Source organism: Hydrogenobacter sp. T-8 (assembly GCF_011006175.1).
In the GTDB taxonomy this organism is placed as follows: domain Bacteria; phylum Aquificota; class Aquificia; order Aquificales; family Aquificaceae; genus Pampinifervens; species Pampinifervens florentissimum.
The window spans coordinates 135,368-150,333 of sequence record NZ_CP048795.1; the positions used below are offsets into that span (position 1 = coordinate 135,368).

13 protein-coding genes are annotated in these 14,966 nt (G+C 44.7%); 6 read left to right on the forward strand and 7 right to left on the reverse strand.

Annotation, left to right across the window (positions count from 1 at the left end; genetic code table 11):
• Nucleotides 1-16: 16 nt before the first annotated feature.
• The 5 genes from G3M65_RS00815 to G3M65_RS00835 all read right to left on the reverse strand — a co-directional run bounded on the left by G3M65_RS00815 (nucleotide 17) and on the right by G3M65_RS00835 (nucleotide 3,779).
• Nucleotides 17-1,201: a sensor histidine kinase gene (locus tag G3M65_RS00815; protein ID WP_173832684.1), complete on the reverse strand. Its 1,185-nt coding sequence runs from the start codon at nucleotides 1,199-1,201 to the stop codon at nucleotides 17-19.
• Nucleotides 1,201-1,851 (reverse strand): response regulator transcription factor, encoded by a 651-nt coding sequence (locus G3M65_RS00820; protein ID WP_173832685.1) that lies wholly within the window; start codon nucleotides 1,849-1,851, stop codon nucleotides 1,201-1,203. Before G3M65_RS00820 ends, G3M65_RS00815 begins: the two co-directional genes overlap by 1 nt.
• Nucleotides 1,848-2,150 (reverse strand): hypothetical protein, encoded by a 303-nt coding sequence (locus G3M65_RS00825; RefSeq protein WP_173832686.1) that lies wholly within the window; start codon nucleotides 2,148-2,150, stop codon nucleotides 1,848-1,850. Before G3M65_RS00825 ends, G3M65_RS00820 begins: the two co-directional genes overlap by 4 nt.
• A 14-nt stretch (nucleotides 2,151-2,164) precedes the next feature.
• Nucleotides 2,165-2,503, reverse strand: coding sequence for a PepSY domain-containing protein (locus G3M65_RS00830; RefSeq protein ID WP_173832687.1), 339 nt, complete (start codon nucleotides 2,501-2,503; stop codon nucleotides 2,165-2,167).
• Nucleotides 2,504-2,900: 397 nt separating this feature from the next.
• Nucleotides 2,901-3,779, reverse strand: a complete 879-nt coding sequence (locus G3M65_RS00835; RefSeq protein ID WP_173832688.1) for an RpnC/YadD family protein — start codon at nucleotides 3,777-3,779, stop codon at nucleotides 2,901-2,903.
• A gap of 297 nt (nucleotides 3,780-4,076) precedes the next feature.
• On the opposite strand from G3M65_RS00835, the gene gltB reads away from it, so the two are divergent.
• Together gltB and G3M65_RS00845 are read left to right on the forward strand one after the other, a co-directional pair.
• The gene (gene gltB / locus G3M65_RS00840) at nucleotides 4,077-8,567 is read left to right on the forward strand and encodes a glutamate synthase large subunit (RefSeq protein ID WP_173832689.1); all 4,491 of its coding nucleotides are present in this window, start codon (nucleotides 4,077-4,079) and stop codon (nucleotides 8,565-8,567) included.
• A 17-nt stretch (nucleotides 8,568-8,584) separates the two neighbouring features.
• Nucleotides 8,585-9,724 (forward strand): MFS transporter, encoded by a 1,140-nt coding sequence (locus G3M65_RS00845; protein ID WP_173832690.1) that lies wholly within the window; start codon nucleotides 8,585-8,587, stop codon nucleotides 9,722-9,724.
• Here the strand turns inward: G3M65_RS00845 and G3M65_RS00850 are convergent.
• Nucleotides 9,692-10,264 (reverse strand): tRNA threonylcarbamoyladenosine biosynthesis protein TsaB, encoded by a 573-nt coding sequence (locus tag G3M65_RS00850; RefSeq protein WP_173832691.1) that lies wholly within the window; start codon nucleotides 10,262-10,264, stop codon nucleotides 9,692-9,694. The two genes, G3M65_RS00845 and G3M65_RS00850, sit on opposite strands and share 33 nt — an antisense overlap.
• 15 nt (nucleotides 10,265-10,279) lie before the next feature.
• On the opposite strand from G3M65_RS00850, the gene G3M65_RS00855 reads away from it, so the two are divergent.
• Entirely contained in the window at nucleotides 10,280-10,840 is a 561-nt protein-coding gene (locus G3M65_RS00855) for a flavin reductase family protein (protein WP_254426280.1), read from the forward strand.
• Nucleotides 10,841-10,868: 28 nt separating this feature from the next.
• Complete coding sequence (locus tag G3M65_RS00860) at nucleotides 10,869-11,156, forward strand: 2Fe-2S iron-sulfur cluster-binding protein (protein ID WP_173832692.1); 288 nt, start codon at nucleotides 10,869-10,871, stop codon at nucleotides 11,154-11,156.
• Here the strand turns inward: G3M65_RS00860 and G3M65_RS00865 are convergent.
• Entirely contained in the window at nucleotides 11,153-11,353 is a 201-nt protein-coding gene (locus G3M65_RS00865; RefSeq protein WP_254426281.1) for a YgaP family membrane protein, read from the reverse strand. The two genes, G3M65_RS00860 and G3M65_RS00865, sit on opposite strands and share 4 nt — an antisense overlap.
• 99 nt (nucleotides 11,354-11,452) lie before the next feature.
• Here G3M65_RS00865 and G3M65_RS00870 point away from each other — a divergent pair, with 99 nt between their 5' ends.
• Together G3M65_RS00870 and G3M65_RS00875 are read left to right on the forward strand one after the other, a co-directional pair.
• Entirely contained in the window at nucleotides 11,453-12,226 is a 774-nt protein-coding gene (locus tag G3M65_RS00870) for an iron-sulfur cluster-binding protein (RefSeq protein ID WP_173832694.1), read from the forward strand.
• Between the two features lie 58 nt (nucleotides 12,227-12,284).
• The gene (locus G3M65_RS00875; protein WP_173832695.1) at nucleotides 12,285-14,912 is read left to right on the forward strand and encodes a hypothetical protein; all 2,628 of its coding nucleotides are present in this window, start codon (nucleotides 12,285-12,287) and stop codon (nucleotides 14,910-14,912) included.
• Nucleotides 14,913-14,966: the final 54 nt, after the last annotated feature.

The window sequence follows — 14,966 nt, forward strand, 5'->3', positions numbered from 1 at the left end:
AAAGATTAACAGAAGATTAACCGCCCTTGGGAAACTCCACCCAGAAGGAAACCTTATACAGCTCACCCTCTACCTCTTGCTTTGCCCCTATTTTCCAACCCAAAACATCACAAAGCCTCTTTGCCACATAAAGCCCAACACCGCCCACCGGCTTTTCAAAGATACCCTCCACCAAGGGCTTAGAGGATAGGTTCTCTACCCTTAGCTTACCATCCTTTAAGAAAAGCCAAACCTCTCCCTCTCCGTGCCTTATGGCATTGTCCAAAAGCACGTCAAAAACCTCCATGGAAAGCTCTGGGTCGCATTCCACGAATACCTCTTCAAGCTCGCTCCTTAACCTCTCCGATGGATAGAGCCTCAAAAGCTCTTTTAGCAGGCTTTTTATATTGCAGGTCTGGAAAGATGGACTATAGGACTGGGCTTCCAGCTTGGTAAGTCTGAGGAAGGTTCTTGCACTCCTTTCTATATAGTGAAGCTCTTCCCTTATACTCCTTAGGTCTAAATCCTTATGTCTTCTTGAAAGCAGGTCTATCTTTAGGTATAGCCTGCCAAGAGGTGTCTTTAATGAGTGGCTAAGAGCCATGAGAAGGTCTCTGTAGTGTATGGATTGTCTTTTCAGGTCTTGCACCCTTTTTCTCAACTCTTCAACAAGAGGTCTTATCTCCGCATAGACGCTTACCTCTTTTCCCTCAAGGCTCTCTCTGACAGCTCTTTCAAGCCTCAGAAGGCTACTGCGAACAAAAAGCCAGTAAAAGACAAGTAGAAGAGAGATAAATAATATCCAGCCAGTAAAAAGCACATACCTGAGAAGTTCAAGGAACTCCACTCCCTGACTTATGTCTATGCCATACTGCAGGTAAAAGCCCCTTGAGGTTTTCACAGTTATAAAGCGATAGGTTTGAGCTCCGAACTTAAAGTTATCCGTGTAGGGTAGTGTGTTTGGGTTAAAGGGTGGTATTAGGTCAAGCCTGCTTGCATCTACCACAAGCCCCTTTTGGTTTCTAAGCACGAAGAGTTCATGCTTGTTTATGTCTTCACCCTCCGCGTATAGCCTTTCAAACTCTGCCACGTCCTCTACAAGGTGGTTGTCTATTAGGATATAAAAGGCTTTTTCCACGCTCCAGTATGTGCCCAAAAAGAAAAGCCCGCTAACAAAGGAGACCACAAAAAGAAAAAGAAAAAAGCTCTTACGCAGAGACATCACAAAATCCTGTAGCCAAGACCCCTCTGTGTCTTTATTATATCCCTGCCTATCTTTTTCCTTAGGCGATGTATGAGAACCTCTACCGTGTTGCTCTCCGCTTCGTAGCTCTTTAAAGCCTTTTCCAAAAGCTCTTCTCTTGATACGAACCTACCTCTGTTTCGCACGAGATATTCCAATATGAGATACTCACCAAGGGTTAGACTCACTTCCTCTTGCCCCACAAAGACCTTCTTCTGGCTTAGGTTTATTCTTACATCTCCTAAGTCTACCTCCGCACTTTCAAGCCCTGCGTATCTTCTAAGGACAGCTCCTATGCGTGCCAAAAGCTCCTCAAAATGAAAGGGTTTTGTAATGTAGTCATCCGCACCTGTTTGGAAAAAGTCCACTTTGTTTTTTATATCAGAAACCACAGTAAGGGCTATGACTGGCACCTTTGAGCCTTCTGACCTTAGCCTCTTGAGAAACTCCCTTCCATCCATAGTGGGTAGAAAGTAGTCCAGCAAAATAAGGTCAAATTCTTCAGAGAGGGCGAGGTCAAGCCCTCGCTTTCCATCAAGGACAAGCCTCACCCTATAGCCTTCTTGTTCCAAGAGCTCCTTGAGTGCGGTAGCAAGGCTTGTGTCATCCTCCACAAGGAGCACTCTCACCTGCTAACACCCTCCATAAACCTCTGCCTAAGTTCAGACATCTCCCTTTTACCCTGCACCTTTACCTGAGCCTTGCATTCCTCAAAAGCCCAAAAGTCCTTTGCCTTTTGCAAGCATTCCCGTTCTCTCTGTATGTTTCTTTCCCTTATCTTAAGAGCTTCTTCCCTAAACTGCTTGCACCTGTCCCAGTTTTGCTGACACCAGAGCTTATGCTCCTTTTTGCCCATGTATGGTGGCTGTGCAAGGGCAAGGGTTGAAAAACCTGCCAAGGCTGTAAGGATAGCTAATGCTTTCCTCATGTTAGCACCTCCTTTTAGTCTTCTATACCTTCACGCTCTTCTCCATGCTCGTCCTTGTCAAGGTCTACTCTTAGCACTTTACCAGTGCCAGCGTCCACCTTAACATCCGCCACAGTGCCATCAGGCTTGAGTATCTCCACGCCATAGACAAGGTAGCCATTTTCGTTTTCAAGACCTGCTTCCAAGACCTTGCCTTGAACCTGCTGGAGAGCTATACTGACCGCTCTGTCAAGCCCAATTTGGACCTTTTCCATATGCCTGTGCTCTGGCTCATTGCCTATGTAAATGCTTCCTGCGAGGGCAACTGCCCCCAGTGTGCCTAAAGCTGTGAGGATAGCTAATGTCTTCCTCATGTTAGCACCTCCTAAGGGTTTTGATAGTTATAGAATAGTTTCCAAAGATTAACCATAAATTAACTACGGTATATATTCTCCACTTATGGTGCGAATGCTTTTGTATGTCCTAAAAAGAAAGCCAAGCCTCTACCTGCTTAATTCCTTGCCAAGTCAATACTTTGGGTTCTCTCCTCAGAAAAGAGGAGAAAAAGGCTCTATCTTCTTCTAAAGCCTGCGGTAAAGCTACATGGAAGAATTCTTTTTGGCACTATGAGAAGAGTTTATGGCGTAGCCCTCTGGCTTCTTGCCTATGCATTAAGTTAACCCAAGTTGCAAGTTATTATAAAGTTAGATACCTCTCATAAACCTACTTCCCTAAATAAGCTGTATATAGTGCTTTTCTGTCAATTACAACTCAACTCAAAAGTCTCTCTTCCCTCAAAAGCTCCAAAACATCCCCAGAGTTTATTAACTTCTCTATCAAGGCATTTAAATATTCCCTGTCCCTTATGCCCTTCACCCTTACTTCTACACCTTCAGGAACTCGTCCGAGCTTGCCCCTTATAAGAGTCAACACTGTATCTTGCAATGCTCTTAAAAACCCTTCCTCATGCCCAATTTGTTTACCCTCCTCAAGACCAAGCCTATACAGAATATCCTTTCTCAACTTCCTCTTTGGCAGTTTTATATCCTCAGGTCTAACCACTATAGGCATGTGCCTAACCTCCTCAGACAGCCTTATCCTTAACTTAGGTCTTAACTCTGTCAATGTCAATAGCTTCATGATGTAGTCTTTTCTTTGTTCCTCTTCCATGCCTTCCATCGTCTCCAAAAGCTTCTCTATCAAATAGCCTTCATCCTCTACTTTGCACAAACATGCCATTATCCTATCTACAGGGTCTTGGCTCTCAAGTAGTATCTTGCAGTCTATCTGCCTTATGTCAAGTATTTCATACTTAAAGACTAAGTTCTTAATCTTGAGAGAGGACTTCATCCTGAGCTTTTCATTTCCCACATACACCACAAGCTGTTTTATGTTGTGTGTTTGATATTTTTCTGCTATGGCGGTATAGTAGCGTAGCATTCTCCAAGGCATGTTTGTATCGTTAAAGGATTGGAACTCCATATGCAGGATGCTTTCATCTTCAAGTCTTGCCAAGAAGTCCACTCTTAGCTCGGTGGATGGCAGGGATGTTGGCAATAGCTCTTTGATGGGGGCTGGAGAGAGGATTTTGCTAAGCCTATGAGGGACTTCCTCAAAGATGTCTTTGAGAGTTATATCTTTTGAAGACACAGAAAGATTATATCATCAAACAACTTTCTCCTCGTATCCCTTATGGTGGGCTCAAGGCTATTAATCACCCTATAACTTGCAACTTGCCTTAAGTTATCTTGTAAAGGTAGCTGTGGGGAAGGCAAGGGTAGGAAAGTAATCGCCCCTTTCAGTTTCAGACCATGCCTAAGAAATGGCTCATGGTGAAGGTTGAAATGAGAGGAATGAGGTTTTAGCTTGCTGAAATACATACATCAAAAACCATGTAGGGTTTTATATTAAAATATTATCCCATTTACCCTTTTGAGAGGTGAAGAGATGGAGCTTTTGGGATACGATTCCTGTGGTGTTGGGTTTGTATGTAATATAAGAGGTGAAAAAAGCCATCAGATAGTCCAATGGGGTATAGAGGCGGTAAAGAACCTCACCCATAGAGGTGCCATAGGTGGCGATGGCAAGACTGGAGATGGTGCGGGGGTTATGATTGAGATCCCTAAGAAATTCTTTGCGGATTGGCTATCTGAAGAAGGCTATGAGGTCTCTCACATAGACAATCTTGCGGTTGGCGTGGCTTTCCTTTACGAGGATGTAAGACCTCAAATAGAGGAGCACATAAGGAAGTCTCCCTTTTCTCTGGTAGCTTGGAGGGAAGTCCCAATAGATAAGTCTGCGGTGGGTGAGTCCGCCCTAAGGGTGATGCCAAAAATATTCCATCTTCTCTTGGATTCTGAGAAGGTCTCGGAAGAAAGAAGGGAGCTGGAGCTCTATCTCCTCAGAAGACGCATAGAGACGGACAAAAAGATAAAGGACAAGGTCTACTTTGCTTCCCTCTCCTCAAGGGTAATGGTCTATAAGGGAATGCTTGTGGCACCACAGCTGGATATTTTCTATCCAGAGTTAAAAGACCAAAGGCTTGAGTCCAGTTTCTGCCTTTTCCACCAGAGGTATTCCACCAACACCTTTCCAAACTGGAAGCTGGCTCAGCCCTTTAGGTATCTGGCTCATAACGGCGAGATAAACACCATATTGGGCAACAGAAACTGGATGAGGGCTATAGAGCACGAATTGGAGCATGAGCTTTTTGGAGAGAATATAAAGCTCGTAAGACCTTTGGTTTCTTATGAGGAGAGCGATTCTGCCTCTTTGGACAGGGTTTTTGAACTCTTGGTGCTTGTGGGCTATAGCCCTGAGCATGCCATAAATATGCTTATACCACCCGCTTGGGAAGGTGTGCCTTGGCTTCCAGAGGAAGTGAAAGAGTTTTTTGAATACCAGTCTCTCTTGATGAAACCTTGGGATGGACCTGCCAGCATTGCCTTTACCGACGGTAGAAAGATAGGAGCACACCTTGATAGAAACGGTCTAAGACCTGCCAGGTATGTGCTCACTGAAGATGGCATCTTGGTGCTTGGCTCTGAGGTGGGTATGGTGGAACTCTCGGGCAGAAGGCTTCTCAAGAAGGGAAGGCTTGGACCTGGCGATACCCTCGTGGTGGACCTTTCAACAGGTGAGGTTAAGGAAACAGAGCAGATACTCAAGGAGCTCTCTTCTCAAAAGCCTTACGGAGAGTGGCTAAGAAAACATCTCCTTAGGCTGTCTGAAATTATAAAGGACTACACTCTTCCAGAGTATGGAGAAGACCAAGAAAGGATAAGAAAACTCGTCACCTTTGGCTACACGCAGGAAGAGATAAAGAACGTGCTTGCCCCTATGGCGGAGGAGGGCAAAGAGATAACCTTTTCTATGGGTGATGACACCCCCATTCCACCCCTTTCAGAAAAGCCTGTATTACTCTTTAGATACTTTAAGCAAAGGTTTGCACAGGTCACAAACCCACCCATAGACCCCATAAGGGAAAGGGCGGTGATGTCCCTTAGGATGAACTTAGGGCACAAGAGAAACTTCCTAAAGGAAGAAGAAGAGCATGCCAAAAGGCTTCAGATAGATAGCCCCATACTCCTACCCTACCAGTTTAAAGCCCTTATGGAACAGAAGGAGTTTAAGGTGGCTTGGGTTCCCATAACCTATCCGAAAGAGAGAAGCTACTGCGTTGTGGAGCTCCAAGACCTTGCAGGAGAGAGGAGAATAACGGACATACTCTACGATGCCATGTATGAAGGCATTGCCATATGTGACCTAAGGCTTGGTGTGGAGATAGTCTGTAGGAGGGTAGAGGAGGCGGTAAGAGAGGGTGCAAACATTGTGGTTTTGTCCGATAGAAACATCTCAAAGCACAGGCTTGCGGTTCCGAGCCTTTTGGCGGTTTCTGCGGTCTTTAAATGGCTTTCTGAACGCGGGCTTTCTAACAAGGTCTCCCTTGTGGTAGAAACGGGCGAAGCCAGAGACACCCATCATATGGCTTGCCTTATAGGTTATGGTGCCTCTGCGGTCTATCCCTATCTTATGTATGAGCTTATCTGGGAGCTTTGCAAAAAGGGTGAAGTAAAAGTCCCATACGAGCAGGCTATTTTCAACTACAAGAAGGCTCTTGAGGATGGGCTTTTGAAGATAATGTCCAAGATGGGTATTTCCACCCTCAACTCCTATCAAGGTGCAAGGATATTTGATACGGTATGCTTGAATAGGGATTTTGTGGAGGAATACTTCCCCGGCACGCCTGTGACCCTTGAAGCGGACGGTATTTTTGAAATTCAGAATAGTCTCCTTGCAAGGCACGACGCAGGATACGAGACAGAGAAGCCAGAGCTTGACTACGGCGGAGAGATGAAGTTCAGAAAGGGTGGGCAGTGGCACGCATGGTCCCCCTTTGTGGTTAGAGCACTGCACAAGTTTTTAGAGACAAAGAATTACGAGGACTACAAGGAGTTTTCACGCATAGCCAATGAAGAGCATCCCACCTTTATAAGGCATCTTCTTGACTACAAGAGAGCGGAAAAGCCCATTCCCATAGAGGAGGTGGAACCCATAGAGAGCATACTCAAGAGGTTCGTCACAGGGGGTATGTCTTTGGGTGCCTTGTCTCCAGAAGCCCATGAGGTGCTCGCAGAAGCCTGCAACAGGCTCGGTATGAAGAGCAACTCTGGAGAAGGAGGAGAAGACCCAGCAAGATATTGGACCATAAAGAACTCTGCCATTAAGCAGGTAGCCTCTGGTCGCTTTGGTGTGACACCCACCTACCTTGCCTCTGCAAAGGATATAGAGATAAAGATAGCTCAAGGAGCAAAGCCCGGAGAAGGCGGACAGCTCCCTGGTAAAAAGGTCAACGAATACATAGCGAGGCTCAGGCATGCACAACCGGGCATTACCTTAATCTCTCCACCTCCCCATCACGATATATACTCCATTGAAGACCTCGCCCAGCTCATAAACGACCTAAAGGAGTCCAACCCTCAGGCAAAGGTGTGCGTCAAACTTGTGGCAGAAACCGGGGTGGGAACTGTTGCAGCGGGCGTGGCAAAAGCCTATGCGGACATCATCCAGATAAGCGGTGCGGAGGGTGGCACGGGCGCAAGCCCATACTCCTCTATAAAGAACGCAGGAAACTACTGGGAGATAGGGCTTTCTGAAACCCAAAGGGTGCTTATGGAAAATGGTCTGAGGGACAAGGTAAGGCTTAGGGTGGATGGTGGTATGAGAACTGGTAGAGATGTAATAATATCCGCACTTCTTGGTGCTGAAGAGTTTGGCTTTGGCACTGCAGCCATGATAGCGGAAGGTTGTGTTATGGCAAGGCTCTGCCATACCAATCAGTGTCCCACTGGCGTAGCCACCCAAGACCCCAAATACAGAGAGAAGTTCAAGGGCAGAGTGGAAAATGTTATGGCATACTTTAGAGCGGTAGCCCAAGAGGTAAGAGAAATTCTCTCACAGATGGGTGTGAGGTCTCTTGAGGAAATAATAGGAAGGAGAGACCTGCTTGAGGTGAAAACCTACGACCACATACCCGGCTCAAAGAGGGTAAAACTTGAAGAGTTCTTAAAAGAAGGCTATCCAAAGGATAAACCACTAAGATGTCTACAGGAGAGAAACGACAACCCAAGAAGGAGCGAGCTGGCAAAAAGGCTTGAAGAGGAGGTCCTGCCATACATAGAAAAGGGAGAGAGGTTTTATGGAGAATACACCATAAGGAACGTAGACAGGAGCGTCCCAACAAGATTGGCTTACCATATTGCGGTCAGATACAGGGACGAAGGTCTTCCAGAGGATACCATACAGTTAGTCTTTAGAGGCACAGCAGGGCAGAGCTTTGGTGCTTTTAACCACAAGGGCATGTCTCTGACCCTTATCGGCGATGCCAACGACTACGTGGGTAAGGGCATGCACGGTGGAAGGATAGTGATAAGGGCTGAGGGTGTGGAGGATACGCATAATCATGTGATAATGGGTAATACTTGTCTCTATGGAGCAACGGGCGGAGAGCTATTTGCAAGCGGAAGGGCAGGAGAGCGTTTTGCGGTAAGAAACAGCGGTGCAATAGCGGTAATAGAAGGTGCGGGTATGCATTGCTGTGAATATATGACAGGTGGTGTGGTGGTAGTGCTTGGCAGTGTGGGAGTGAACTTTGGAGCAGGTATGACAGGTGGCTACGCATACGTGTTGGATGAAGACATCCAAGATAAAATAAACACAAGCTATGTATTTGCAAGAAACCTTACAGAGCAAGAAAGTGAAGAGCTAAAAAATCTCATAGAAAGGCACTACCAATACACGGAAAGCCCTTGGGCAAAGCACATTCTTGAAAACTGGGAAGAGTTCTCAGAAAGGTTCAGAAAGGTAGTCCCTCTTGAGCAATGCAAGAGAGACCCCTATGGAGTTTCTGACCAGTGTGAAGTGGAGGTTAAAAAATAAGCTGTTAAAATAAGCCTGTGGCTAAAAGGCTCAGGCTCTTTTCCTTTGCTCTATACGATACAGGAGAGACCATATTAGGTGCTTTGGTCTTTTCTACCCTCTATCCCCTTTACATAACAAAGCACATAGATGTTAAGACCTATTCACTTTTCTACGGCTTTGCCTTTTTTCTCTCTTTTGTTATGGCACTGCAACTTGGCAAGCTCGCAGACAAAAGAGGCTGGAGAAAGAGGTTTTTCACTATCTTTAGCCTTTCTATCCCTACCCTGTGTCTTATGCTTTTTGCTTCCTTTGAAAAGCCCTTGCTTAACTTTCTCCTTTATCTTGTTTTGGCGATTTTTCACCAGCAAGCCCTTGTTTTTTATAACTCTCTCCTTAAGTCCTTTGAGACAAAGGGTTTTGCCTCTGGCTTTGGTGTTGCCCTTGGTTATGTAGGCTCTGCAACCGCCCTTATATTTCTTGCTCCAAGTCTTAGCCTGCCTATGGCTTTTCTGTGGGTTGCTTTCATATTTTTCTTCCTTTCTCTTCCTTCCCTCCTAAGCCTTTCAGAGCCTGCAGGCAAGCAAGAGATAAAGCTCCTTGAGCTTATCAAAGACAAGGGCTTTATCCTTACTATGGCTTCCATGCTCTTTCTTATGGAGCTTGCTCATACCATGATAGCCATGATGGGTGTGTATTTAAGAGAGGTCTACGGGCTTTCACAGGAAGACATATACAAAACCATTGGCTTTTCAGCGCTTGGTGGAGTTTTTGGAGGTCTCCTTTTTGGAAGGTTAACGGACAAACTCTCTGCCAAAAGGCTTTTTCCTATTGGCTTTCTTCTGTGGAGCGTCTTTTTGCTCTCTCTTTACATAACACCCAAAGAATTTCTTTTGCCTCTTGGGTTTTTTGCAGGTCTTTCCTTAGCACATCTTTGGACCACTTCAAGGGTATTTATAATTGAGAGGTTCTCAGGAGCACATGTGGCAGTGAGGTTTTCCTTCTATTCTCTAAGCGAGAGGATAGCCTCAAGCCTTGGTCTTGTGCTGTGGTCCTTTTTCTTGTTCATAACGGGAGAGGACTACAGACTGTCCGCCTTGCTTATGATAGTGTTGCCAGCTTTTGGTTTTGTGCTGTACCTTTTCTCAAACAGGCTCTTTGAGATAAATAGGCTCTAAAAGCATAGGCTCATCGCCCATATAACCTTCAGAAAGTCTCCTATAAGCCCAGAGACCACCATATAGAGAAAAGGGAAAATACTCAAGTTGTATATCTCCGATAGACTGGACCGCAAGACCCACAAGAGGAACTTCTGGCTTTTTATCTAAGGTAAATATCTCACTTACGCTTGAGCCTTTGCAGAGCCTACAAAAAACATTACTGCTAACTTTCAAAGCAACCACTTTTTCCTCTGGAGCTTTCACAAAAAGACATAACATCATAAGATTTTCATAACCAACAATAGGCTTTCTTTCCAGATAAGCCAAAGTTTTCATAAAGGTTATACCTATCCTAAGGGAAGTGAGATAGCCCACTCCTAAGGAAACTGCAAAGGCATCCACACTCTCTGGCTCTATCTTAAGCTCCCTCAAAAGGCTTGGCAGATGCTGAAGGGTCTTTTTATTGTCATCTACAAGATGGTGCAAGACCACCTTACCATCTTCTATAAGGGTGAGGTTTGTAAAGGAAAAGGAAGTGTCCAAGGACAGTAGCCTCATCTTATACTATCATACATGATGCTCTTTGATATGGAAAAGCCTCAAGGTTTTGACCCCTATGAGGTGCTTACGAAATTAGTTATCCCAAGACCCATAGCCTGGGTTTCCACCCTTAGCCCCGAAGGCACTCCAAACCTTGCACCTTTTAGCTTTTACAATGCGGTGTGTGATGAGCCACCTGTGGTGCTAATATCCATAAGCAAAGGAGAAGACAGCAAGAGAAAAGATACTGCAAGAAACATCCTTGCCACGAGGGAGTTTGTTATAAACTTTGTCTCTGAGGATTTGCTAAGGGAAGTGGAGCTAAGCTCAATAGCCTTCCCTCCAGAGGTTAGCGAGTTTGAGGTCTGCAGGCTACGAGAGGAAAAAGCCTACAAGGTAAAAGCTCCAAGGGTAGCAAAGGCACGAGCATGGCTTGAGTGCAAGCTACTAAAACATGAAGAGCTCTTTGACTATGACCTTATCTTTGGACAGGTGGTTTTTGCAGGTGCGGAAAGCCTTGAAGTGGACTCTCTAAAGCCTGTTGGCAGGCTCTCTGGAAAGTTTTGCAAAATAGTTGAGATAAATCAAAGCTAAAACCCACCTTAAGGCTAAAATATTTATCATGGCTAAGGTAAAGATAAACGGAAAGGTGCTTGATATACCAGTGGGTGAAAAGTTTGGAGACTATCACCATGAGATAGAAAAGGCGGGTGTGGAGTTTGGATGCACCGACGGTCAATGTGGTGTGTGTGTTTGCACCGTTTTGAAAGGGCTTGAGTGTCTTGCGGAACCTTCAGAGCAGGAAGAGGAAACCCTATGGAGGATAGGAGAATACGAAGAGACTCGCAGGCTCACCTGCCAGCTGGTAATAGAAAAAGAGGGCTGTGAAATAGAGTTAGAAACCGATTAACAGGTGCACTCCTTTACACCCAGCTTTCTGTAGAGAGACACCACTGGACACCAGCCTGTAAAGGCGGACTGAATCTGGTTTATAGCCATAAACACTATAAAGGCTTTCCAGAACCAGTGGATGTCCGCAGGGAGTATAGCAATTAGAAACACAAGCAAAAGCACTCCACCAGAAGTAGCCCTCAAAGCTCTATCCATAGTCATGTTTTTACCTCCTTTCTTAAGTTTATAAGAATATTCTAATAAAGCTTTGCACTTTGTCAAGGCTACAGCGAGCTTTTGTGAGATAATTTTTCTATGCATCCCATATTGGAAAAGGTAAGGCTTTCAGAAGACGCATGTCTTTTAAAGGTTCATGCGGTCCATGTGTCTAAGGCGGAGCCAGGGCAGTTTGTAATGGTTCAGTATACAAAGCTATCGGAGTTAGTCCCTCTTGCCATACTTGAGACCTTTCAAGAAGGCTTTTCTTGTCTTGTAAAGGCGGTGGGTAGGTCCACCCTTGAGATATTGGAGGAGGCGGAGAGTTTTCAGTATGTGGCAGGACCTCTTGGCAAACCATTCCCAGTAGAAAAATACGGAAAGGTGTCCTTTTACGCCTACTCTTGGGGTATTGCACCTATTTTAAACGTGGCGAAGGCTCTAAAATCTGCAGGCAACAGACTTTTCCTTCAGGTAGTATCTGAAGAGTTTTATCTAAGGGATAGGTGTGAAGCACTTTTTGACGAAGTAAGGCACTCCGAGGATATACTAAACTTTGAGGCAGACCTTGTAGTATCCGCAGGGAGCAATAGGCTTTCATACCAACTTACCCAGCTCTTTCCTCAAACACCCATCATAAGCATGGTTAACACCCATATGCTTGATGCGGTAGGTCTTTGTCTTGTATGTAGAGTTTTGGTGGATGGTAAATACGCCCTTGCCTGCAGCGATGGTCCTTGGTTTGATGCCCACAAGGTTGACTGGGAAAATCTTATGGCAAGGGAAGAGAGCTACAAGGAGCAGGAAAGGATAGCCTTTGAAGAATACCTAAAGACACTCAAGAGGAAAAGGGCAATTAATGTAAACTTATAAAGGTAAAAGAACCACATACTTATTAACCTCACATTGTGTGGGGTGAAGGAGGGTAGATATGTTATACATAGTAAAAGCACACACTGCAATGCTTTGCTTGTTTATTCTATTAACAGCTCCAGTTTTTGCCCAAGAAGGACCAATCCCTCAAGGAGAAGGTAAAGGAGGTGTTAAGATTGGACCAGGCATTATAATACCTTTTATACTAATACCCACTATCCTCAAGAAACTGAAGGAGGGAAAGGAACAACCTCTTACGTATGAAGTACTTGATAAAAAGCCTATTAACATATCCCAAAGTGGGAACAACTATATTATAGACTGGGTAGTTTACTATGCCAACAACACGAATTCCGTTCAGAATGGCATAACTATATCTGATGGTCCTATAAACAGCATAATCCCAGGCTCTTTGCAACAACCGGCAGGATGGACCGGCTCATTAAATCCAACAAACATTATAGCGACATGGACAGGAAATGCACCACCAATAAATGGGTATATGACTGCAACTGTAAGCACACAAATGGCTTCTACCTTTAATGTGACAGGTGGTGGAGATGGCTATAGGGCTTTCCCTTATAGACATATGTCTTCTGGTGGTAAGCTAAGGATCTACTTTATAAATCATCACGAGCCTATGTTTTCGAACATAAACACAGGTCAAATTTTTAAGTGTGTTGATACCCTAACAGGAAATTACTGCACTGGCTTTCCTAAAATTCTTCCAAAGGGTGATAACTCTGGGAAATTTTCCTCGTCTGGTATGTACAATGAAGAGTACTATATTGATAGTTCTGGAAAATTTTACTACGCTGTTACAGCTAATGATAAGGAATTTGGACTTGGGTGTTATAATCTTGAAACAGATACAGAATGCGGTTTTTACAGGCTTGGTGTAAATCCAACGAAGACATGGTCTTATGTAAAGGGTCCATGGAAGGTAGGAAATGAATTATACATGGTAGGTGGGGACTACAAGCTGTATTGTTTAGATGCAATAAACCCGGCTAACTTCTGCTCTGGATTGAGCAGTTATCAAACGGGGTTTAGTTTTCCAGCCAGTTCTTTCCTAGACCCTAATGCGGTGGGTACAACAATCTCACCAAACATGAGTTTTGGTCCCGGCATTTTTGGAGAAGTTATCGGCAAAAAGCTTTACTTTATAACGGATAGCCATGCTAATGCCATACCTAAGACCATAAGAGCCTTTTGTTTTGATACATTGTCAAAAACTTCCTGTGCTGGTTGGACGGTTTCATCACAAGTTCACAATTCTCCAATGACTTATCCAAGAATCTGGGCATCCTTTATTTACTATGACAATGCAATGAATCCTATACATCTGTGCACCAGACTAAATGGTACATACCAATATTGCTTTAGTTTGTCCAACGGTTTACCCTCTTCACCTCCTACTGTCTTTGGGGGCTTTTCCTTGGGCACAGGGTTTGGTGCGGAAGTTACTGTGGGTTCAAGGACATACTTTCCAGATTTTATGTATCAAGCGGGAAGTTTTAATTATGGTCGAGTCCTCTGTTGGGATTGGTCAACTGGCTCACCCTGCATGCCCAACTGGGAATACAAGAGTTGGACACACCCGTTTAAGGGAAATCCCAGAGACTATACTACAAACATAGACGACAGAGGATGTATATGGGTTGTCGGAGATAACTCTCCTGCCATTTGGTATTTTGACCCTAATAAGCCTTTAGATAAGAATGGTCACGCCAGTAAATGTGAAGAAAAAAACGCCATGCAAATTTTCGTATTCAAGCCCTGGCAATACTGTTCTGGACCAAAACCCTTTATATGGACAGGCGTGGAGATAGCTAACGCGTCTCTATCTGATTTTACAAAACTTTTAATAAAAGTAAAGGACAGTTCTAACAATATCATATTTACCTATGACTGCGTAGTTAATAACAGTCTAAATGCCAACCTTGCCAGTATAGTATCACAAACAAACGGACAGCCCTTAAATGTGGAAGTGGAGTATACTCTGGCTAGCGGTAGCAATCTGAATAATTTTGAGCTGAGAGCCTATTACCATGCTTCGCCTCTTGAATTCTGCTATAAGAGCCAGCATAATTGCCTTCAGGACGTGGTCAAAAACATAGTTAATGTATCGGGAGTTGAGCAAGCTCCTAAGGTGGAAGTTGAACTTCCAAAGCCTCAGTCCTGCCCCGTGGTCGGTGAAGATGGTCAAGGAAGTGGTCAGCCAAGTGGACCGGGTAGTGGGAGTCAAGGAGGTTCTGGCGGTGGTATGGGCTCTGGATTGGGAGGTGCTCTTCTTAGCCCAGTGCCTTTGCCTGAAGGTGGTATCCTTGGTTCTGGTAGTGCCTTAGAGGGAGCTGGTGGGACAGCTCCACTGTCTGGTGTTGGTGGAAGCGGTGCACAAGTTGTAGAAAAAGATGGTAAGGTGCATATAATTCCAGAAACCAAGCAAAGGTGCTACTGGAGACCAAAAGCGACCGCTCCAGCCAAGCCTAAAGAGGAAACCATTACCAAAAAGCCTGTAGTTTCCAAGAAGAAGCCAGTAAGAAAAGAACCCATAACCTCTGGCACAAAAACAGCCAAAGCTCATATGCCTGTCAAAAAACCTGTTAAAAAACCTTTAGTTCCGCCTAAAGCTCAACCTGCTAAGGGAGCGGACATGGAATACGTGTGTGAACCAGAAAAGTAGAAACTAAGATTGGGGGAGGGGGTTAGAGCTTACACACTGTGTTAAATTTGAGAA